The 21,615-nt window shown below is 32.0% G+C and carries 23 protein-coding genes; 13 read left to right on the top strand and 10 right to left on the bottom strand.

Annotation, left to right across the window (positions count from 1 at the left end):
* The coding region (locus NU08_RS22460; protein WP_207214086.1) for a hypothetical protein at positions 1 to 236 on the top strand (236 nt) is incomplete at its 5' end.
* Here the strand turns inward: NU08_RS22460 and NU08_RS20720 are convergent.
* Positions 214 to 894, bottom strand: coding sequence for a DUF4294 domain-containing protein (locus tag NU08_RS20720; protein ID WP_129748954.1), 681 nt, complete (start codon positions 892 to 894; stop codon positions 214 to 216). The genes NU08_RS22460 and NU08_RS20720 overlap by 23 nt on opposite strands.
* Before the next feature lie 81 nt (positions 895 to 975).
* Here NU08_RS20720 and NU08_RS20725 point away from each other — a divergent pair, with 81 nt between their 5' ends.
* The 6 genes from NU08_RS20725 (at position 976) to NU08_RS20750 (ending at position 9,696) form a co-directional block, all read left to right on the top strand.
* Complete coding sequence (locus NU08_RS20725) at positions 976 to 2,064, top strand: M42 family metallopeptidase (RefSeq protein ID WP_129748955.1); 1,089 nt, start codon at positions 976 to 978, stop codon at positions 2,062 to 2,064.
* Between the two features lie 61 nt (positions 2,065 to 2,125).
* On the top strand, positions 2,126 to 2,806 hold the full coding sequence (locus NU08_RS20730; protein ID WP_129748956.1) for a response regulator transcription factor: 681 nt from the start codon (positions 2,126 to 2,128) through the stop codon (positions 2,804 to 2,806).
* On the top strand, positions 2,803 to 4,164 hold the full coding sequence (locus NU08_RS20735) for an ATP-binding protein (protein WP_129748957.1): 1,362 nt from the start codon (positions 2,803 to 2,805) through the stop codon (positions 4,162 to 4,164). The genes NU08_RS20730 and NU08_RS20735 overlap by 4 nt, the downstream gene beginning before the upstream one ends.
* 84 nt (positions 4,165 to 4,248) lie before the next feature.
* Entirely contained in the window at positions 4,249 to 5,496 is a 1,248-nt protein-coding gene (locus NU08_RS20740; protein ID WP_129748958.1) for a TolC family protein, read from the top strand.
* Between the two features lie 12 nt (positions 5,497 to 5,508).
* Positions 5,509 to 6,594: an efflux RND transporter periplasmic adaptor subunit gene (locus NU08_RS20745; RefSeq protein ID WP_129748959.1), complete on the top strand. Its 1,086-nt coding sequence runs from the start codon at positions 5,509 to 5,511 to the stop codon at positions 6,592 to 6,594.
* A 3-nt stretch (positions 6,595 to 6,597) separates the two neighbouring features.
* Positions 6,598 to 9,696: an efflux RND transporter permease subunit gene (locus tag NU08_RS20750; protein ID WP_129748960.1), complete on the top strand. Its 3,099-nt coding sequence runs from the start codon at positions 6,598 to 6,600 to the stop codon at positions 9,694 to 9,696.
* 163 nt (positions 9,697 to 9,859) lie between these two features.
* On the opposite strand, the gene NU08_RS20755 is transcribed toward NU08_RS20750, so the two are convergent.
* The gene (locus NU08_RS20755; RefSeq protein WP_129748961.1) at positions 9,860 to 10,240 is read right to left on the bottom strand and encodes an ankyrin repeat domain-containing protein; all 381 of its coding nucleotides are present in this window, start codon (positions 10,238 to 10,240) and stop codon (positions 9,860 to 9,862) included.
* Between the two features lie 452 nt (positions 10,241 to 10,692).
* On the opposite strand from NU08_RS20755, the gene NU08_RS20760 reads away from it, so the two are divergent.
* The gene (locus NU08_RS20760) at positions 10,693 to 11,157 is read left to right on the top strand and encodes an SRPBCC family protein (RefSeq protein ID WP_242502617.1); all 465 of its coding nucleotides are present in this window, start codon (positions 10,693 to 10,695) and stop codon (positions 11,155 to 11,157) included.
* A 49-nt stretch (positions 11,158 to 11,206) separates the two neighbouring features.
* Here the strand turns inward: NU08_RS20760 and NU08_RS20765 are convergent, their stop codons facing one another.
* From NU08_RS20765 to NU08_RS20800, 8 genes are all read right to left on the bottom strand, one after another.
* Positions 11,207 to 11,608: an ankyrin repeat domain-containing protein gene (locus NU08_RS20765; RefSeq protein ID WP_129748963.1), complete on the bottom strand. Its 402-nt coding sequence runs from the start codon at positions 11,606 to 11,608 to the stop codon at positions 11,207 to 11,209.
* Positions 11,609 to 11,763: 155 nt separating this feature from the next.
* The gene (locus NU08_RS20770) at positions 11,764 to 12,144 is read right to left on the bottom strand and encodes an ankyrin repeat domain-containing protein (protein ID WP_129748964.1); all 381 of its coding nucleotides are present in this window, start codon (positions 12,142 to 12,144) and stop codon (positions 11,764 to 11,766) included.
* Positions 12,145 to 12,401: 257 nt separating this feature from the next.
* Positions 12,402 to 13,355, bottom strand: coding sequence for a phosphoribosylaminoimidazolesuccinocarboxamide synthase (locus NU08_RS20775; RefSeq protein ID WP_129748965.1), 954 nt, complete (start codon positions 13,353 to 13,355; stop codon positions 12,402 to 12,404).
* Between the two features lie 86 nt (positions 13,356 to 13,441).
* Complete coding sequence (locus NU08_RS20780; RefSeq protein WP_129748966.1) at positions 13,442 to 14,035, bottom strand: hypothetical protein; 594 nt, start codon at positions 14,033 to 14,035, stop codon at positions 13,442 to 13,444.
* 112 nt (positions 14,036 to 14,147) lie between these two features.
* A complete protein-coding gene (locus tag NU08_RS20785) occupies positions 14,148 to 14,978 on the bottom strand; it encodes a Cof-type HAD-IIB family hydrolase (RefSeq protein ID WP_129748967.1) in 831 nt (276 codons plus the stop codon).
* A gap of 138 nt (positions 14,979 to 15,116) precedes the next feature.
* Positions 15,117 to 15,479, bottom strand: a complete 363-nt coding sequence (locus tag NU08_RS20790) for a DUF1801 domain-containing protein (RefSeq protein ID WP_129748968.1) — start codon at positions 15,477 to 15,479, stop codon at positions 15,117 to 15,119.
* Positions 15,463 to 15,981 (bottom strand): hypothetical protein, encoded by a 519-nt coding sequence (locus tag NU08_RS20795; protein WP_129748969.1) that lies wholly within the window; start codon positions 15,979 to 15,981, stop codon positions 15,463 to 15,465. The genes NU08_RS20790 and NU08_RS20795 overlap by 17 nt, the downstream gene beginning before the upstream one ends.
* A 130-nt stretch (positions 15,982 to 16,111) precedes the next feature.
* Positions 16,112 to 17,062 (bottom strand): PhoH family protein, encoded by a 951-nt coding sequence (locus tag NU08_RS20800; RefSeq protein ID WP_008469028.1) that lies wholly within the window; start codon positions 17,060 to 17,062, stop codon positions 16,112 to 16,114.
* A gap of 263 nt (positions 17,063 to 17,325) precedes the next feature.
* On the opposite strand from NU08_RS20800, the gene NU08_RS20805 reads away from it, so the two are divergent.
* The 5 genes from NU08_RS20805 to gldG all read left to right on the top strand — a co-directional run bounded on the left by NU08_RS20805 (position 17,326) and on the right by gldG (position 21,589).
* Positions 17,326 to 18,153, top strand: a complete 828-nt coding sequence (locus tag NU08_RS20805) for an S-adenosyl-l-methionine hydroxide adenosyltransferase family protein (protein ID WP_091498752.1) — start codon at positions 17,326 to 17,328, stop codon at positions 18,151 to 18,153.
* An 11-nt stretch (positions 18,154 to 18,164) separates the two neighbouring features.
* A complete protein-coding gene (locus NU08_RS20810) occupies positions 18,165 to 18,650 on the top strand; it encodes a hypothetical protein (RefSeq protein ID WP_129748970.1) in 486 nt (161 codons plus the stop codon).
* A gap of 134 nt (positions 18,651 to 18,784) precedes the next feature.
* Positions 18,785 to 19,081: a putative quinol monooxygenase gene (locus NU08_RS20815; RefSeq protein ID WP_129748971.1), complete on the top strand. Its 297-nt coding sequence runs from the start codon at positions 18,785 to 18,787 to the stop codon at positions 19,079 to 19,081.
* Between the two features lie 97 nt (positions 19,082 to 19,178).
* Positions 19,179 to 19,904, top strand: coding sequence for a gliding motility-associated ABC transporter permease subunit GldF (gene gldF / locus NU08_RS20820; protein WP_129748972.1), 726 nt, complete (start codon positions 19,179 to 19,181; stop codon positions 19,902 to 19,904).
* Positions 19,904 to 21,589, top strand: coding sequence for a gliding motility-associated ABC transporter substrate-binding protein GldG (gldG, locus tag NU08_RS20825; protein WP_129748973.1), 1,686 nt, complete (start codon positions 19,904 to 19,906; stop codon positions 21,587 to 21,589). Before gldF ends, gldG begins: the two co-directional genes overlap by 1 nt.
* The last annotated feature ends 26 nt before the right edge of the window (positions 21,590 to 21,615 follow it).

The following is a 21,615-nucleotide window of genomic DNA, read 5'->3' on the forward strand; positions in this document are numbered from 1 at the left end:
GGCCCCAAAAGATTGAAGCGCATAGCGGGAAAAAGCTCCTGACAAACATTAAAGATGAAATGATAAAATTACAATTACCAAACTTTGAATGCTTCGGCTCCGCTCAGCAAGACAAGCAAGTTTTTTTTCCTTATATATGTACACCAAAAAAACAAACCCGACAGGTTTTGGAAAACTGTCGGGTTGCTATACTATATATATATATGTATAAAATTATTTCTTATTTAATTCTTTAGCTCTTTGCTGCCACTTCTCTGATAAATCTTCATAATTAACAGGATTAGCAGGTTTCTGATTTACCAATCGGCCTGATTCAAAAGCTCTCACTAAGATTGTTTCAATTAGATAGTCTTCGTTTACGTCGTATGGTTTGTATTCTTCTTTCAAACTTATATCAAATAAATTGGCTGTCGTATTAGATACAAAAGCTTTAAATCCGCTTTTGAGCGTTTTTATAAGTTCATAAGTGGTAATTCCTGTTTGACGATGAATTAGTTTTACTAAAATCTGTCCTTGCTTTCTAGATAGCTTTTTTAGTCTTTCTTCAAATTCATTATTCAAATAGTCTTCCACAATTTTAAAATACTTCTTTTTTTCTCGGCTTGTTTTTAAGCGAGCCATTCCGTTATTTAAAGCTGTTAATCTTTCTGAAGCTAATTTTGCATAAGGATATACCTTGTAAACTCTGTTTTGAAGGATTTGAAATTGTTTCATCTCTTCTGCACTCATCTTCTGCCCTTTTGAAATAATTATTTCAGGCAGCTGAATAGTATCACTTAAGATAGAATCTTTTTCGGTTATAATATATCCCATTTGTTCATTCTCTTTTGGAGTAACTTGGGCTTTGGAAGAAAAACAAACTAGTAGTATAAATAAAAAGGTGGTTAGTCTCATTGAATCATAATTTAAATGTAAAATTATATATTTATACACAACTCTAATACCAAATTTATATTTTAGCGAAAAAATATTTTTATGAGCACAAATTCTATCTTAAACAATGCTTCTATAGCTTTTTTAGAAAGCTACCTTAATAATGCTTCCCCTACTGGCTACGAAAGTGAAGGGCAAAAACTTTGGATGAATTATCTAAAACCTTATGTAGATTCATTTATTACAGATACTTATGGAACTGCTGTTGGTGTAATTAATCCCGATGCTCCTTATAAGGTGGTAATTGAAGGGCATGCAGATGAAATTTCATGGTATGTAAACTACATTACAGAAGATGGCTTAATATATGTAATACGAAATGGAGGTTCAGACCATCAGATTGCCCCTTCAAAAAGAGTTAATATTCATACCAAAAACGGAATTGTAAAAGGTGTTTTTGGATGGCCTGCTATTCATACTCGTTTGCGTGACAAAGAAGAGATTCCGAAACTGAGTAACATATTTATTGATTTAGGCTGTGAAAACAAAGAACAAGTCGAAGCGCTAGGTGTTCACGTGGGATGTGTGATTACATATCCTGATGAATTTATGGTTTTGAACGAAAATAAGTTTGTTTGTCGTGCTATTGATAATAGAATGGGCGGTTTTATGATTGCAGAAGTTGCCCGTTTATTACATGAAAATAAAAAGAAACTTCCTTTTGGTTTATATATAGTAAATTCTGTTCAGGAAGAAATTGGTCTGAGAGGTGCTGAAATGATTGCACATCGTATAAAACCAAATGTTGCTATTGTAACTGATGTTTGTCACGACACCACTACTCCAATGATTGATAAAAAGGTAGAAGGTGATCTAAAAATGGGAAAAGGCCCTGTTATTGGCTACTCTCCTGCTATTCAAAATAAATTACGTGATTTGATTGTAGCAACTGCTGAAGAAAATAAAATCCCATTTCAAAGACATGCTACTTCTCGCGCAACGGGTACAGATACCGATGCTTTTGCATATAGCAATGGCGGTGTGCCATCTGCTTTGATTTCTCTTCCGTTACGATACATGCACACGACTGTAGAAATGGTTCATAAAGACGATGTTGAAAATGTAATTCAACTTATTTATGAAGCTTTATTGAAAATTGAGAACAACGAGACTTTTTCTTATTTTAAATAATATACTTTAATGTAAATCCGATTTGAGTTATTGAATCGGATTTGCAAATTATAAACCAAGCATGAAAATATTACTGCTCGAAGACGATTTTACTTTATCAAAAGAAATCTCCGCATTCTTTACTTCAAAAGAATTCGAGTGTGTCCCTTATTATGATGGTTCTTTGCTTTTGAAAAAATACTTTCCGTACGAATATGATTTAATTATTCTAGACATAAACGTTCCGGGAATAAATGGAATTGACGTTTGCAAAGGGATACGGGAAACTGATAAAAAAACGCCTATTATAATGCTTACTGCCTTTAGCGAAATTGAAGATAAATTGTCTTCTTTTGATAATGGTGCCGATGATTATCTTGTAAAACCTTTCCATTTTGAAGAATTATACGCGCGCGTACAATCACTTTTAAGAAGGAAAGAAGTTCCTCAGCAAATAGAAAATAAAATCGTCATTAAAGATTTAGAAATCTTTGAAGAAGATATGAAAGTTTTTAGGGCGGGTGAAGAAATTAAACTTACTCCGAAAGAATTCAAATTAATTCTGATTTTGGCGCATGCCAAAGGAAAAGTACTTTCTAAACAATTTATAGCCGAGAAACTTTGGGATTATCATATTGAAACCAATCAGAATACCATTGAGGTTTATATTAACTTTTTAAGGAAAAAAATTGATAAAGACCACGAAATAAAACTTCTTAGAACCAAAGTAGGCTACGGATATTATCTAAGCGACCAGGAATGACATTAAAAAATCGAATATCACTTTTAGTAAGCTTGCTGTTTACCATTCTTTTTGGATTGGCATCTACGGTGATATTCATTTTATATTCCAATTATCGAAAAGAAGAATTTCGAGATCGATTAGAAATCAAAGCTTTATCTAATATTAAGTTATTAGTTAATGTAAAACAGGTTGATAATCAACTTTTAAAAATAATAGATCAGAATTCAATCAACAAATTGTATGACGAAAAAACTTTGGTATTTGATTCAAATTATAAACTAATTTACAGTAGTATTGACGATGCTAAAATCAACTGGTCTGTTGATGATTTAAAATACCTTAAAAAAAACAAGACCTTTTTTAAGCAGCAGGGTAATTATGAAGTTTATGGTGTTTTCTACGATACGAACGACAAAGATTTTTATGCCTTAATTTCTGCTACTGATGATTACGGAAATCGTAAACTGCTTTTCTTACGTTATACATTAGTCATTTCGTATATCTTTTTTACAACACTTTGCTGGCTGTTAACTTCATTTATGGTAAGAAAAGCTATAAATCCGCTTCATGCTTTTCATCAGAAAATAAAAAATATAAACGAAAATAATCTCGATACCAGAATTGAATCTCAAAGCACTAAAAATGAAATCGATTTAATTGCAGATGAATTTAATTTCATGATGGATCGGATTGAACTTTCGTATCAAAAACAAAAAGAATTTACTGCTCACGCATCGCATGAATTAAGAACACCGCTTTCTAGAATGACTTCTCAGATAGAAAATGCTATGGCCGACCCAGAACTTCAGCCGAAAGACAAGTCATTTTTGAATTTGATTTTAGATGATGTCAATCATTTAAGTGAATTAATCAATTCTCTACTTATCCTTTCTAAAATTGATAACAGAAAAGCAGATTATCGTGAAGTGCAGAGAATAGATGAAATTTTATTTTCTTCTATCGAAAAAATAAATAAAACTTTCCCTGATTTCGTTATTCTTTTTGAAATGGAAGAAAGTGATGATCTTGATACTGCTTTAGAAGTAAAAGGAAATAGAAATCTTTTAGAGATAGCTTTAACCAATATTTTAAAGAATGCTTGTGTTTATTCAGATAATAAGCAGGCAAAAGTAAATATAAGCTCCGATCATCGACATCTTATCATTTCTGTATCCAACACAGGGGAAACCTTAAATGAAGAAGAACAAAAAAATCTTTTTCAGCCTTTTATGCGTGGCCGAAATTCGAAAGGAACTTCTGGTTTTGGACTTGGCTTAAGAATTGTGCAACGCATCCTAATCCTGCACAAAGCAAACATAACTTACTCTGCTTCAAATATTAACACGAATTTATTTCAGTTATTTTTTAATTTGTAAACAATTTTAAGCTATTTTTAAGGTAGATTTTAAGCTCTCTTAAAGCCTGTTGATAGCATATTTGTACAACTTAAAGATGATACAATGAAAAAGTTATTCGCATTGCTGTTATTTGCACTTTTAAATCAAGCTGCAATAGCACAAAAATCACTTACTCTCCAAGACTGTGAAAGTCAATTTTTAAAAAAGAATCTATTTTTACTGGCATCTCAATATAATCTTGATGCCTCAAAAGCACTTACCATTCAGGCTCGTATTTGGGACAATCCCACGCTCTCAGCAGAGTTGAATGCCTACAATCCTGAACGAGACAAATTTTTTGATATTGGCAAAGATGGTCAGAAAGTTTTTGCAATAGAGCAACTAATCTATCTTGGCGGTAAAAAACGCAATGAGGTTAAATTAGCGCAAACTAATGAAAAACTGGCAGAGCTTCAGTTTAACGATTTGCTTAGGACTTTAAAACTGCAATTGCGTAAAAGTTTTTTCACTGTATATTACAACACTAAAAATCTTGACAATACCGATAAGCAACTAGCTCATATCGAAAATTTAATTAATTCTTATTCGATTCAAGCTCAAAAAGGAAATATTCCTCTAAAAGACGTTGTTCGTCTACAATCACTCTATCTTAATTTCAAAAACGAAAGATTGGAGGTAATTAATAACAACATAGAAGAACAGGCTAATTTAAAATTGCTATTAAACGAAACTGAAAATGTAGTTCCAGTTGTAAGCAAAGATGATTCTGATAAATATCTAAAAGTTATAGCTTTTGATCTTAAAAATTTTGAAGAACAAGCCATAGCAAATAGACCTGATTACTTAGCAAAACAAAAAGAAATCGATGCTAATGAGCTGAATGTAAAATTACAAAAATCACTTTCAGTTCCAGATATTACGCTTGGAGCAAATTATGATCAGCGAAGCGGTGCTTTTAATAATGAAGCCAATTTAACTGTTGGAATTCCTTTACCACTTTGGAATCAAAATAAAGGAAATATTAAGTATGCAAAAACAATTTTGGAGCAATCTAAAATTGAAAAACAAAACTTCGAGCTGCAACTCAAAACAGAAATCACGTCAGCATGGACCAAATGGGATGAATCTAGACAAAATTATACCGTTATAAAGCCAACTGTAAATTCAGATTTTGAAGCAGTTTATAACGGAATGCTTACCAACTTTCAAAAACGAAACGTAAGCCTTTTAGAATTTACCGATTTTATGGAAAGTTACAATCAGGCTATAATTCAGTTAAATGAATTAAAGAAAAAAGTAGTGATTGCAGGCGAAGAATTAAACAGCACCATCAACAAAGATTTATTTTAAAAAATTACAGAAATGAAACATATATTATTCATCGGAATCGCACTAGCAGGCTTATCTCTTACGAGCTGCAAAAAAGAAGTTGAAAATCCTGAGACAAATAGCTCTTTTGTTTTGAGTGATGCTATGCTTAAAAGTACTACAACTGCTGAAGCTAAAACTCAGCTATTAAAAAACGAACTTAGTTTTTACGGTAAAATTACTGCTGACAATAATAAAATGATTGATGTTTATCCATTAGTTGGTGGAAACGTAATGAAAGTAAATGTTGAACTTGGTGATTATGTAAAAAAAGGACAAGTATTGGCAACCATAAAAAGTACCGATGTAGCCGATTTTGAAAAACAATCCATTGATGCTAAAAGCGATTTGCTTGTCGCTAAAAATAACTTGAAAGTAGCACAAGAATTATTTGATGGAAAATTGAATTCTGAAAGCGACGTTCTACAGGCAAAATCGGAAGTAAATAAAGCGCAGTCACAATTAAGCAAAATTCAGGAAACCTATAAAATTTATAATATTAAAGCTGGTTCAATTTACGAAGTAACAGCTCCGATAAGCGGTTTTATTATTCAAAAAAGCATCAATCAGGATATGCTTTTGAGAAATGATCGTTCTGAAAATATATTTGACATTGCAGAAATCAGCGAAGTTTGGGCAATGGCGAATATTAATGAAATTGATATCAATAAAGTAAAATTAGGAACCAATGCTGCAGTAACCACTTTGAGTTATCCAGATAAAACGTTTTATGGAAAAGTAGATAAAATTTATAATGTTATTGATCCAGAAACGAAAGCCATGCAGGCTAGAATTAAGCTTAATAATCCAGATTACATGCTTAAACCCGATATGAATGCTAATATCAAACTGTCTTTTAATGAAAATCAATCTATGATAGCCGTGCCTAGTAAAGCGATTGTTTTTGATAGAAGTAAAAACTTCGTTGTGGTATTTAAAGACCGAAATAATATTGAAACCAGACAAGTAGAAGTTTACAGAGTGGTTGGAGATACCACCTATCTTTCAAGTGGTTTAAAGGAAAATGAAAAAGTAATAACAAACAATCAGCTATTTATTTATGGTGCTTTAAATAATTAAGACATGAACAAATTCATAAAAAATATTATTGCTTTTTCGCTAAAGAATAAAGCATTTACCTTCTTTTGGGTTGGATTATTGGCTGTTGCTGGATTTATTTCATTCAAAAATATGCCTATTGATGCATTTCCAGATGTTACCAATACGCAGATTATTATTATTACACAATGGAATGGAAAAAGCGCTGAAGAAGTAGAACGTTTTGTGACGTCTCCAATTGAGATTGCTATGAACTCTGTGCAGAAAAAAACAAGTGTGCGAAGCATTACTATGTTTGGTCTATCTGTTATTAAAATTATTTTTGACGATGGTGTAGACGATACTTTTGCTCGTTTTCAGGTAAATAATTTATTAAAAAATGTTTCTCTTCCTGATGATGTAGAACCAGACGTACAGCCCCCATACGGCCCAACAGGTGAAATTTTCAGATATATTGTAAAAAGCGATAGCAGAGACAGTAGAGAATTATTGACTTACCAAAACTGGGTTATAGACAAACAATTGCGTTCTCTGCCTGGCGTTGCCGATTTAAATGTTTTTGGAGGTCAAACTAAAACTTATGAAGTAGGAGTTGATCCTATCAAATTGGCAAAATACAACATTACCCCTTTACAGGTTTACAATGCCGTAAATGCTGGAAACTTAAACGTTGGTGGTGATGTTATTGAAAAGAACGGGCAAGCATTTGTTGTTCGCGGTGTCGGTTTATTAAAATCAAAAGAAGATATTGGAAATATTATCGTAGATGACGCAGCAGGAAATCCAATCTTGGTTAAAAACTTAGCTGACGTTTACGAAAGTTCAATGCCAAGAGTTGGACAAACAGGTATTGGAAATAATGACGACGCTGTTGAAGGAATTGTAGTAATGCGAAAAGGTGAAAATCCGCAGGAAACACTTGCCTTAATAAAAGCCAAAATCAAAGATCTTAATGATAATGTTTTGCCAAAAGATATTAAAATTGAAACATTTTACGATCGTGATAATTTGATGAATTTTACGACCGAAACAGTAATGCATAACTTGTTCGAAGGTATTATCCTTGTTACTGTTGTAGTATTCCTTTTTATGGCCGATTGGAGAACTACTTTTACCGTTTCTATTGTCATTCCACTTTCTTTATTATTTGCCTTTTTATGTCTTAAAATGATGGGAATGAGCGCCAACTTATTAAGTTTAGGTGCAGTCGATTTCGGAATTATTATTGACGGAGCTGTAGTAATGGTTGAAGGTTTATTTGTTGTTCTAGACCATCGAGCCCATCAGCTGGGAATGGAGAAATTTAATAAAATTGCAAAAGGAAGCTTGATTAAAAAAACGGGAACAGAAATGGGCAAGGCTATTTTTTTCTCAAAACTGATTATTATTACGGCTTTGCTTCCCATTTTCTCTTTCCAGAAAGTAGAAGGAAAAATGTTCTCTCCCCTAGCCTTTACATTAGGTTTTGCTTTGCTGGGAGCACTTATTTTTACCTTGACTTTGGTTCCTGTTCTTTCTCATATTTTACTAAATAAAAATGTGAAGGAAAAACACAATCCGTTTGTGAATTTTTGGGATCGAATAGTAGGCAAAGGTTTTCAATGGACATTCAAGCATAAAGTACAAACTTTAATTGCATCATTAGGATTGTTAGCAGCTGTTTTCTTCTCAGCAGGTTTCTTAGGAACTGAGTTTTTACCGCAATTAAACGAGGGAGCTTTATGGGTAACAGCAGAATTGCCAATGAGTACCTCTCTCCCTGAAAGTGTTAAAACGGCAGCAATGATTAGAAAAGACTTGGAAAGTTTCCCAGAAGTTAAAAAAGTTCTTTCTCAGACTGGAAGAAGTAACGATGGAACCGATCCGAATGGGTTTGGATTTATTCAGCTTCAGGTTGACTTATTGCCAAAAGCAGAATGGAAACGTAAAATTTCGATGGATGATCTGATTAATGAAATGGATAATAAACTCAAAGTTCATCAAGGAATTACCTATAATTATTCGCAACCTGTAATTGATAATGTTGCTGAATCTGTAGCAGGATTCAAGGCTTCTAATGCCGTTAAAATTTATGGGGATGATTTGAACAAACTAGATCAGCTTGCAAATGAAGTTTTAGCACAAATTAAAAATATTCCAGGTATAAAAGATGTTGGTATTCTAAGAAATGTTGGCCAGCCTGAAATCAGCGTAATTCTAGATCGTGAAAAAATGGCTGCTTACGGAGTAACTTTAAGTGACGCTCAAGCAGTTTTAGAATTGGCTTTTGGAGGAAAAACAGCAACTGAAAAATATGAAGATGAAAAGAAATTTGATGTCCGAGTTCGTTTTTCTAAAGAATATAGAAAAGACGAAAAAGATTTGGAAGAAATTAAAGTTCCAACCATCAGCGGAATCAAGATTCCTTTAAAGGAAATTTGTGATATTAAAACTATTACAGGTCCTGCGTTTATTTATAGAGACAATACCAAACGTTTTATTGGAGTAAAATTTTCTGTTCGTGATCGAGATTTAGGAAGCACCATTGCCGAAGCACAACAAAAAGTAAATCAACTTAAGCTTCCTACTGGTTATACAACTGGATGGACAGGAGAATTTGAAAACCAAGTTCGTGCAAGTGCACGTCTGGCGCAAGTTGTACCAATCAGTTTAATTGGAATTTTTGTGCTATTATTTATTCTTTTTGGTAATTTCAAAGATTCCCTACTTGTTTTAGCTAACGTTCCATTTGCGATTATTGGAGGAATTATTGCGTTGCATGTTACAGGAATGAATTTTGGAATTTCTGCTGGAGTTGGATTTATAGCGCTTCTTGGAATTTGTATTCAAAACGGAGTAATTCTAATATCTGAATTTCATCATAATCTGAAAGTCAAATATTCTCTTGAAGAGTCCATTTTTAGGGGAGTAAAAGCTCGAACCAGAGCCGTAGTGATGACAGCATTAATGGCTTCTATTGGATTAATGCCGGCCGCAGTTTCTACAGGAATTGGATCCGAATCGCAAAAACCGCTTGCCATTGTAATTATTGGCGGACTTATGACAGCAACTGTTTTAACACTATTAGTATTTCCAATTTTATTCTGGATATTCAACAGAAAAAAACATGTGCCAATAGAATAAACAATTATAATATTTAGTTTTAAATCAATTTGTTGGGATTTAAAAAAGAAGAAGCATCATTCTCGTAATGATGCTTTTTTGTTTATATTTGAGTTCAATATAAAGCAAAAAAAAGACCTTTTGCTCAGAAAGGTCTTTTAACTAACTCAAAACTCTTAAACTGTTATTTCAAATCTTTCAAAAGCTCAATTGATTCTGAAGCATTTGACGCTTGCGCATATTTTAATGCTGTATAACCTTTTTCATTTTTAATATTAGGTTTTGCTCCATTCGCCAATAAAACCCTAATGATTTCATGTTTATTGTAAAGTGCAGCGATCATTAAAGGTGTAAAATCTTCTGATATTTGGTTTACATCTGAACCGTATTCGATAAATTTTTTAACAGTTTCAAGGTCTCCTTTGCTAATAGCAACATTTAATGGAGTTCCTACATAACTTTTAAGTTCAACTGGATTTTTAGCAGTTGAAATTTCATTTGAAGCCATTGCCACATTTCCAAATGTTACTAAGGCTAGTCCTAAATAAATTACTGATTTTTTCATAATGATTGATGTTTGTTAAATGATTGATGATGATTTTAATTTGATGATGTAAAGGTAAAATATTTTAATGTATTATGCATTACAAAGTACTATGTTTTAACTAATTCTTAACATTCACTTAATAAAGCAATAATTAAAGACCCCAACTGTTATCAAATTATTGATTTTACTATAATAGACTACTAAAAAGAAAAAATGTTACAACAAATCTTATTTTTTTCTGTTTTAAAAATAAAAGTTAGTAGAATACTTGGTTTAATTTTTTTAAATTTATTATAGCCTTTAAAATCAAAAACATAGCGTTATAATTTTATGTGTCAATAAAATCAATACTTCTAAGAGAAAATAATATTTAAAAGAACCATATTAAATCAAGAATCATGATTTTTATCAAAAGAACACTAGTCGTTTTAATTCTATTTATATCTATTGTTTTGATAGTCGCCTATTTTATGCCTAGAGAATACTTAATTGAAAGAGAGGTAATTATAAATAAACCTACTGATAGTATTTTTAAATATATTCGTTCACTAAGAAATCAAAACGAGTTTAGCATATGGGCTAATATAGATCCAAAAATGAAAGTCCATTATAGAGGAATTGATGGAATGGTAGGTTCAGTTTCTTCTTGGGAGAGTAGTGTTAAAGAAGTTGGTGATGGCGAACAGGAAATTACAAAAATAATAGAAAACAGACGTTTAGACTTTGTACTGCGTTTTAACAAACCAGTGCAAGATACTGCTGTCGGTTTTATGTCAACAGAACCTATTTCTGAGAATCAGACAAAAGTAAAATGGGGAATCAGTGGAGCAATTCCGTATCCAACAAATATTATTCTTCCCATTTTGCGAATGGATCAAATGATTGGAAATGATTTGCAGAAAGGTTTAGAAAATTTAAAAGATAAGATGGAATAAATGCTATAGATTAAACAAGGCAATTCAATTGATTGAATTGCCTTGTTTATTATTTACGTCTTTTATTGTTTTTAGCTTTCTTCTCTTTCAAAATAACAATGGACTCAATTGATTTTCCAAATTCTGCAAACTGCAAAGCAGTAAGACCTTTTTCATTTTCAATTGAAAGATCCGCTCCTTTTTCAATCAAAATTTTTATAATTTCAACTTGATTAAATCGCGCCGCCACCATTAAAGGTGTCATATTATTTACAATTTTATTGACATCCGCACCATACATTATAAATTTTTTTACACTTTCAACATCACCTTTACTTATAGCAAGATGAAATGGAGAATTTGAATAAATTAAAAATTCAATTTGATCTTTAATACACAACTGATAGTTTGCCCCTTTTGATTCATTTGTAAAAATGAAAACTGCTCCTAAAATAATTATTGCTTTTTTCATAATGATTGTTCTTTTTTAATGATTGATGATGAAACATTTTATACTTTAGACGACCAAAGAAGAAACTAGGTTTCACATTTTTGAAAAAAAGAAATAAAAAAAGCATCATTCTTCTAAAAGATGACGCTTTCCTTTTTTTTAAAACTATTAAAATTTTACCTAAGCCCTTTCAAAATCTCTGCAGACTCAGTTGATTTTGCGTATCTAGCATAATCCAACGCTCTTAGTCCGTGAGCGTTTTCTATTGACGGTTTAGCCCCATTTGCCAACAAAATTTTTACAATTTCAACATGGTTATAACGAGCAGCGAGCATCAAAGGTGTCATATTACGAACAATTTTATTTACATCTGCGCCGTATTCAATGCTTTTCTTTACGGTTTCAAGATCTCCGTTGCATACCGCCAAATGCAAAGGTGAGGATAAATCAAAAGGAATTTCAATTTGATTTCTATTTTCTAACTTCAAGTTAGAAGCTGTTGCAAAATTTGCAAATAATGCCAAAGCCATTCCTAAAACGATTACTGTTTTTTTCATGATTGATTGCTTGTTTAGTGATTAATGATTGTGATGATTATTTGTTAGACGCACATTAGGTATAAAACGTTGCATCGAAAATGAAAAAAAAATGCATTTTTTTTTAAACAATAAAAAAAGCGTGGTCAAAATAATTGAATCGCGCCTTTTAATAAATTTTAATTTTTGAATTTTTATCAAACAAAAAATGCCTCACTATTACAAGTAAGGCATTTTATATACTTTAAAGCTTAAATGCTCGTTTAAGCGCGAAAATGTTATTTTGAAGAAAGGTATTCTAACACGTTTTTCTCAATACGCTGGTCAATATTATCAATATCCGCTTTTACAAATTTTTCTCCTAAGATATTTTCAAACAATTCGATATATCTTTCAGAAACAGATTCAATATATTCGTCTGTCATATTTGGTATCTGCTGTCCTTCTTGCCCTTGAAAACCATTTTCAATTAACCAACGACGCACAAATTCTTTAGATAATTGTTTTTGCTCCTCTCCTTTTTCTTGTCTTTCAGCATATCCGTCAGCGTAGAAATAACGAGAAGAATCTGGTGTATGAATTTCGTCAATTAAAACAATAACACCATCTTTTGTTTTTCCGAACTCATATTTCGTGTCTACTAAAATCAATCCGCGTTTAGCAGCGATTTCAGTTCCTCTTTGAAATAAAGCTCTAGTATATTTTTCTAAAACTAAATAATCTTCTTCCGAAACAATTCCTTTTGCCAAAATATCCTCGCGAGAAATATCTTCATCATGAGAACCGTTGTCTGCCTTTGTAGTTGGTGTAATAATTGGCTCTGGAAATTTGTCGTTTTCTTTTAAACCTTCAGCCATAGTAACACCACAGATTTGTTTTCTTCCTGCTGCATATTCACGAGCTGCGTGGCCAGACAAATAACCACGTATAACCATTTCTACTTTAAAAGGTTCGCATAAATGTCCAACAGCAACGTTTGGATCTGGAGTAGCAATCAGCCAGTTTGGAACAATATCTTGTGTCAATTCCATAAATTTTGTTGCAATCTGATTCAAGATTTGTCCTTTGTATGGAATTCCTTTTGGCAAAACTACATCAAAAGCCGAAAGCCTATCGGTAGCTACCATTACTAAAAGTTCGTCGTTAATATTATAAACTTCTCTAACTTTTCCGCGGTAAACTGATTTTTGGTTCGGGAAATTAAAATTTGTAGTTGTGATTGTATTACTCATTATCTAGTTGTGTTGTTTTTTATGAAGGCAAATTTAAAACTATTTGGCAGAGCAAACAAAGAAAATATTACTTCAATTTTAGTGAATTATTTAAAACTCAAAATTCCTTTACCAAAAGATTTTATTGATGCATCAAGACTTCCAAGTGTCGTGTCTGAAAGTTTTTTAAAATCGGTCGATTTGACGATTAAAATTTGTCCTTGATCCTTAGCTGGTGCATTTGGAATAAAAATTACAGCTGAACCATTTTCATCTTCTTCAATTAAATGAGCTGGTTGCCAAAAATCTCCATTTTTAAACAAAATAGGCAAATCTGTAACAGGTTTAGGCTCATGATTTCTTTTCAAAAGTTTTTCTTCTGCCTCTTTTTTATTTTTTTCATAACCGGGCAAAAAAATCATCAGCTTCTCGTCTACCCAATTCGTAAATCTTTTTAAAATAGATAAACGCATCAAAAAGCCGCTTAAATAAATTAAAACCACCAAAATCATTCCGCCCACGATATCGGTAGCGTATTTTCCTAATATCAAATCCAAACGCAGGAAGTGCGCAAATTTTTCTCCATAATTCTGAAAAAACTTCCAGACTTTTCCCAATAAAATAAAAAAAACTAAAAGTGGCAATAACACCAATGCTCCCGAAATCAAATTCCGTTCAGCTTGTAGTAAAAAATTTTTCATGGTCAAATAGTTAAATTAAAAAAAAACAAGAGCTAACTCACTGTGAATTAGCTCTTATAAAAATAACTATTATTTAGTATCCAGCAATAGTCTGAATATAAAATACTCGCAATTAAATTGCTGCAAATTCTTTATTCAAAATTTTTCTGGCAATATACCTTGCAACGCCATCTTCGGCATTTGTTTCAATTACTTCTAAATCTGGCAATGTTTCTTTTAAAATTGATGGAGCATTTCCCATAATTAATCCTTTTCCGGATGAAGATAACATTTGCACATCGTTAAATCCATCACCAAAAGAAACCGCTTCTGATAATGTAAATCCTTCCCTTTCTAACACTTGCTCAATTGCAACTGCTTTATCTATAGATTTGTCCATAAATTCTAAACAAGTTGGGAGGCTAAAAGCATGATGCAAATGTTCTGAAGAATTTGCTAAAATGGCATCTTTTAATTTGACTAATTTTTCGTGGTCGCTGCAAGAGAAGAAAATCTTAATTGCTCCAAAATCTTCTAAATTCTTATAATCTACCAGTTCGGGACGATATTTTAATTCTGTTTGAAAAGAATTCAGTTTTTCATTCCATTTATTGGTCTGCCAAACATTTTCTTTAAATAAAACTACCGTGATTTCTGGATCAATTTCAACGTTCAAAGCAGCCTTAACAACATCACTGTCTAAATTAAAAGCAAAAAGCTGTTCTTTGTTTGGTGAATGAATTCTAGCTCCGTTTGAGCTTACCAAATAAACTGGCACTTCTAATTTATCAATAATTGCCATTGCATCTAAGTGATGACGACCTGTAGCTACAACAATAAGATATCCTTGATTATGAAGTTCTTGAAAGATTGATTTAGTGTAATCTGAAATAGTATGTTGTGGGTTAAGTAAAGTTCCGTCAAGGTCACTTACTACAACTTTTATATTTTTAAGTTTTGTCATATTAATTGTAAAATTCGATGATATGCAAAATTACGGTTTTAAGCTCGTTTAGACAAAGAATAGACGCTTTGAAAGCCAAAATTGAGGGAAGTTTATTATTTATTTAACTATTCGGTTAAATATTGCTATATAATCAGTTTAAATCTTAACAATTCCAGTTTTATATAAATTTATAGCCTTTTGAATTATCGCTTCAATCTGTTCCAAGGGCAAATCTTCATGAACATCAAACATCATAATTTTCATTCTTGAGCGATTTTCTTGAATCAAAAAAGCTTCCTCAAAATGTTTTCCTTCTACAATTCCGATATAAGGCTGTTGGAGTTTTTTATGCATCCATAAATAGCAGAACATTTTTCCTTTATAAGAGAAAAACGGCATTCCATATTTAAAACTGTTTGTAATACTTGTGTCTTGCTTAAGAATGATTTCTTTTAATGCCAAAAATATCCCTTTTATGGGTTCTTCTTGGTTTAGGTAGAAATCATCTAGGTGGTTCATTATAATAATAATTTTTTCTAATTTTCTTAGTACGTGCATAAACTCTTTTTAACGTGTCATATCCCGAACAATTAGAACTAGCTTTAAATTCATAAACTAAAGAATCTTTTTTGAGATAGAATCTTTCTTTTGAAAAAATTAAAAAGTCGGCATTTTGTTTAGGATTACAATTTGGAATAGTCAACGTGTCTTTTGTTCTAGTTTCCCCAAATTTTATACATCTTGTATATGGAAACATTCTATAACATGTATCGCTGCTCGTACTGTTTAATTCAATAGAATCCCCTACTATCTTCCATTTTCCTTTGGAAATTACTCTCCAGTCGCACCCTGCTCCTTTATAAGAAAAAGTGCTGTCTTTATTTATTTTTAACAAATGCTTACCTGGGACAATGTATTCTGTATCGTGCCAAATTCCAACAAATTTATTTACAGGTATCTCTGCTTTTTTGCATGAAAAAAAACAAATCAAAATTAAAACGCCTAAAACTCGTACTTTCATTGATTCTTAATTATATAGCAGTCAAAAAAATATTCGTTTTGCATTTTTCTAAAGAAAACATACAAAACGAATATTAATAAATGTTAAAACACAATTCACGTTTTACATTTAACATTTGACTAAATTAAACTTAATCGTGGTTTTCTATTTGCTTGTAGGCATCAATTACCTTTTTAACCAATCTGTGGCGAACAATATCTTTATCATCTAGATAAATAATTCCGATGCCTTCAATGTCTTTTAGAACCAAAAGCGCTTCTTTAAGACCAGAAATTGTTCTTCTCGGCAAATCGACTTGACCTGGATCACCAGTAATCATGAATTTGGCATTTTTCCCCATACGGGTCAAAAACATTTTCATTTGTGAATGTGTGGTATTCTGAGCCTCGTCAAGAATTACAAAAGCATTGTCAAGAGTTCGTCCGCGCATGAAAGCTAGAGGTGCAATCTGGATAATTCCTTTCAGAATATAATCTTCCAACTTTTCGTTTGGAATCATATCTCGCAAGGCATCATAAAGCGGTTGCATGTAAGGATCAAGTTTTTCCTTCATATCTCCAGGCAAGAAACCTAGATTTTCGCCCGCTTCTACTGCTGGACGCGTCAAAATAATTCTTTTTACTTCTTTGTCCTTCAGCATTTTTACCGCCATAGCGACTCCTGTATACGTTTTACCAGTTCCAGCTGGACCAACTGCAAAAACCATATCGTTCTTTTTTACGGTATCAACCAGCAATTGCTGATTTGGTGTCATTGCTTTTACAATTTTACCGCCAACACCGTGAACTAAAATTTTATCATGATCGTAAGCTCTCTTTTCATCCTGACCATCACTCATTATTACGCGCTCAATTACGTTATCGTCAATATTGTTGTAACGTGTAAAGTGAAGCATTAATCTTTGAAATCTTTTTTCGAATTCGTCTAAAACTTCTTTTTCGCCAAATGCTTTTAAAGTTGTCCCTCGCGCTACGATTTTAAGCTTTGGGTAATACTTTTTAATAATTTCTAAATGGCTGTCCTGCGCGCCCCAAAATTCTTTTGGTGCAATATCTACTAGCTCGATTATTCTTTCGTTCAAATGAAGTTGTTTTAAATTAAAATAATTCCTTTTAATATTTAGTGGCTGTCGGGTCTTTTTTATTAGTCGCAGTGTTCAGTCGCAGTCTCAGTTTATCCAAATAATCTTAAAACTTTGTTTCTGAATATTGTAACTTGCAAATACTTTAAAAATCATAATTTGTCTTTTCTTTCTTTCAATTTGTGTTTACTATTATTAGCTTTGCATTTCTCAAATTTAATGAAAATTAGATTTAAATACTATCAATAGTTATAAACAAAAATATGTCAATAATTACCCTTACTACAGACTACGGCTTAAAAGATCACTTTGTGGGGTCGCTGAAGGGTAAAATACTTTCTGAAAATCCAGAGGTTCAAATCATTGACATTTCTCATGACATTGATCCCTTTAATACTGCCGAAGCAAGTTATATTATTGGTGCAGCTTATATGAGTTTCCCAAAAGGAACTGTGCACTTAATTGGTGTCGATATCGAGCGTAATAAAGAAAACCAGCATATCGCCATGCAATGGAACGATCATTACTTTATTTGTGCCGATAATGGAATCTTGAGCATGCTTACACAGAAAATTGTTCCGCAGAAAATTGTGGCAATCAATATTCACGATCGTTTCCCCATTGAAGCGACAGATCTAGATATCTTTATTCAAGTTGCTTCTCACTTATCTAGAGGCGGTTTATTGAATGTTATCGGAAAAGAAATTTCATCTATTAAAGAAGCTACCGAATTGCAGGCTCTTGTTGCTGATGACGGAAATTCTATAAAAGGAAACATCATTTATATTGATCATTTTGGAAACGTTGTAACCAATATTTCTAAAAAACAATTCTTAGAAATTTCACGCGGGCGTCCGTATGAAATTGTGATGAAACCAAAGAGTATCAAAACAATTCTTCCAAATTATTCGGCTATTGCTACTTCTGACAAATATCCGATTAAAACCTATGAAGGAGAAAAACTAGCCATTTTTAATGAAGCGGGATTTCTTGAAATTGCTATTTTTAGAAGTAATCCTTCTAAAGTTGGCTCTGCAAATAGTTTATTGGGATTGAATTATCGTGATGTGATTACGATTAAGTTTTCTTAGTTAAACTACAAATGACTTCGAAAACTAAAAAATACATAATCGAAAATTTAAAATGGCCAATTACAAACTTAGATTACCTTGGCAAATACTTTATTATGTTTTTTCCTTTTATAATGATTTATGCAGGGTTGGGTAAATCTACTGATAATAATGTTGAATTAAATCTAATTGGAGCTGGGATTATTTCATTTATATATATAATCTACAGAATAGAAAGCGAAAGAAAATTCAGAGAATTACTTTTTAAAAAGGACTTATCTACTCTTGAAATAGGAAAACTATTAGAGAAAAATGGTTGGATATTAACAAATTGGAGTGATGGAGTTATTCAACTTAGAACTAATAGTTCTTACAGCTATGAAAGTCAAACCGTGACTATAATAAGAATTACAAAAGAAAAAATACTCGTTAACACTCAGCCAAATGGCAGACCTCCTTTTACTTTTTTTAAAGACAAACTCAATTATAATCAAGTAAAAAGTGTCTTAAATAATTAAAATTTAAATTTTTAGTGGAATTTAGAATTTCAAAATTGGAATTTCATTTTATTACGATCAATTTTGGTACTTTTGCGCACCTGTAAGCAGATTTATAATCTAAAATCTAAAATCAGAAATCTAAAATTACAAACATGTTTGTTCGAATAGTAAAAATGAGTTTTCACGAAGAAAAAATTCCTGATTTTCTAGATAATTTTGAATCGGTGAAAGAAAAAATACGAAATGCAGAAGGAAATCGTTTTTTAGAATTGTATCAGGATAAAAATGACAAATGCATCTTTTTCACTTACAGTTATTGGGAAACTGAAGAAGATTTAGAAAATTACAGAAATTCTGAACTTTTTAATACGGTTTGGGATTTTACAAAAAAACTATTCAATGCAAAACCAGAAGCGTGGAGCGTTGATAAATTGGTGAGCTTAAATTAAAATTTCGTTTCAAGTTTCAGATTTCAAGTTAACCCAACGGACATGAAACTTGAAACTTGAAACTTGAAACCTGAAACAATAAAAACAAAAAACACAAATGAAATCAATTATTTTACGAGAAATAAAATCCTTTTTTGGCTCTCCAATTGGCTATTTGGTCATCGCTGTTTTCTTAATCAGCAACGGACTGTTTTTATGGGTATTCGAAGGAGACTATAATATCCTAAATACAGGTTATGCTGACTTAACTCCGTTTTTCACATTGGCGCCTTGGATTTTAATATTCTTAATTCCAGCCGTAACCATGAGAAGTTTCTCTGACGAAAAAAAACAAGGCACTTTAGAATTGCTTCTAACAAAACCTTTGTCAATCTGGGAAATTGTAAACGGTAAATTTTTCGGCTCATTTTTGCTGATTATTCTAGCGATTATTCCAACGTTAATTTACGTAAAAGTAATTTCAGATTTAGGTTCGCCAGAAGGCAATATCGACATGGGCAACACAATTGGTTCTTATTTCGGGTTGTTGTTTTTAATTGCTTCTTATTCAGCAATCGGAATCTTTACTTCTACCCTTTCAGAAAATCAGATTGTAGCTTTTATTGTGGCCGTTTTTCTTTGCTTTTTCTTTTATTTTGGCTTTGAAGGTCTGAGTTCACTAATTCCAGGTTCAAACAATTTCATTTCGGTTTTAGGAATGCAAAATCATTTTAAAAGTATGAGTCGTGGTGTAATTGATACTCGCGACATTATTTACTTTTTAAGCATTGCCATTGCATTTTTGTCTTTTACTGTTTACCAATTAAAATCTTATAAAGCCTAATGAAACCATCTATAAAGCAAAATTTAAAAACATTAGGTATTACTATTTTTATTTTAGTAGTTTTAAATGTACTTGGAACTCTATTTTTCCATCGTTTTGATTTAACGAAAGACAAACGTTATACATTATCTCCAACTTCGTTGGGCATTATAAAACAAGTTCAAAATCCGCTTTCTATAAAGATTTATATGGCCGGAGATCTTCCAGCCGATTTTAGACGTTTACAGCAGGAAACCAAACAATTATTAGAAGAATTTCAGGCCTATAACAACAATATTGTTTTCGAATTTGTTGATCCGTTAGAAAATGAAGACGAAAGCGAAGAACTGACAAAATCACTTTTCCAGAAAGGATTAACTCCTGTAAATATTACTGTAGATGATAAAGGAAAACAATCTCAAGCAATGGTTTTTCCGTGGGCAGTTGCAGTTTACAATAATAAAGAAGTTAATATTCCATTATTGAAAAATATAATGGGATCTTCTACCACACAAAAAGTAATTGGTTCTATTCAGCATTTGGAATATTCTATTGCTGACGCCATCAATAAAGTAACTAAAAACAAACAGAAAAAAGTTGCCATCATAAAAGGAAATGGTGAATTGAACGAAATTCACATCGCTAAAATGCTGATGCAGATTCGCGAGAGTTATTTTATCGGGCCATTCACTTTAGATTCTGTTGCAAAAGATCCAAACGGAACTTTAAATGCGTTGAAAAAATATGATTTAGCCATTATTTCTAAACCAACAGAAAAATTCTCTGATGAAGAAAAAGAAGTTCTGGATCAGTTTATTATGAATGGCGGAAAAACCATTTGGCTAATTGATCAAGTAGCAGCCGACATGGACAGTTTGTACAATGATGCAGGTGCAACTTTAGCTTATCCGAGAGATTTAAATCTAAACGACATGTTCTTCAAATACGGATTCAGAATTAATCCTGATTTGATAAAAGATGAATATGGAAGCCCAATAAAATTGGCAACTGGCGAACAAGGGAGCGCAACTCAATATCAAGATTTTATTTGGAAATTTGCTCCACAGGTTTACCCAAAAAGCCAGCATCCAATTGTAAAAAATCTAGGTGGAATCAAATTTGATTTTGCGAATCCTATTGACACGTTGAAAAACGGAATCAAGAAAACAGTTTTATTACAGTCTTCTCAATATTCCAAAACTATCGGAACACCAGCAGAAATTAATCTGAATATGGTAACCGAGAAATCTACTCCTCAAGATTATTTGAATAAAGGAAATCAGAATCTTGCCGTTTTATTAGAAGGCTCTTTCCATTCTGCTTTTGAAAATCGAGTTTTGCCATTCAAAGACAATTCCTTTGCAGCAAAAGGAAAGCCGAACAAAATGATTGTTATTGCTGACGGGGATATTGCAAAAAACCAATTGGACAAGAACATGATGCCAGTGGAATTAGGTTACGACCAAAGAACTGGAAATTTATACGACAATAAAGACTTCATCATGAATTGCATCAATTATCTTCTTGATGATACAGGACTTATTAACATTAGAAGCAAAGATGTTGAACTGCCTCTATTGGACAAAGAAAAAGTTTATGAAAGCTATACTCAGACTCAAGTCATAACTATCGGAGTACCAATTCTAATTTTAACAGTTTTTGGACTAGTATTTACTTTTGTAAGAAAAAGAAAATACAACAAATAGATGTTAATAAAAAAATGTAATACTTT

Origin of the sequence: Flavobacterium anhuiense, assembly GCF_004151235.1 — a bacterium.
Classification (GTDB): domain Bacteria; phylum Bacteroidota; class Bacteroidia; order Flavobacteriales; family Flavobacteriaceae; genus Flavobacterium; species Flavobacterium anhuiense_A.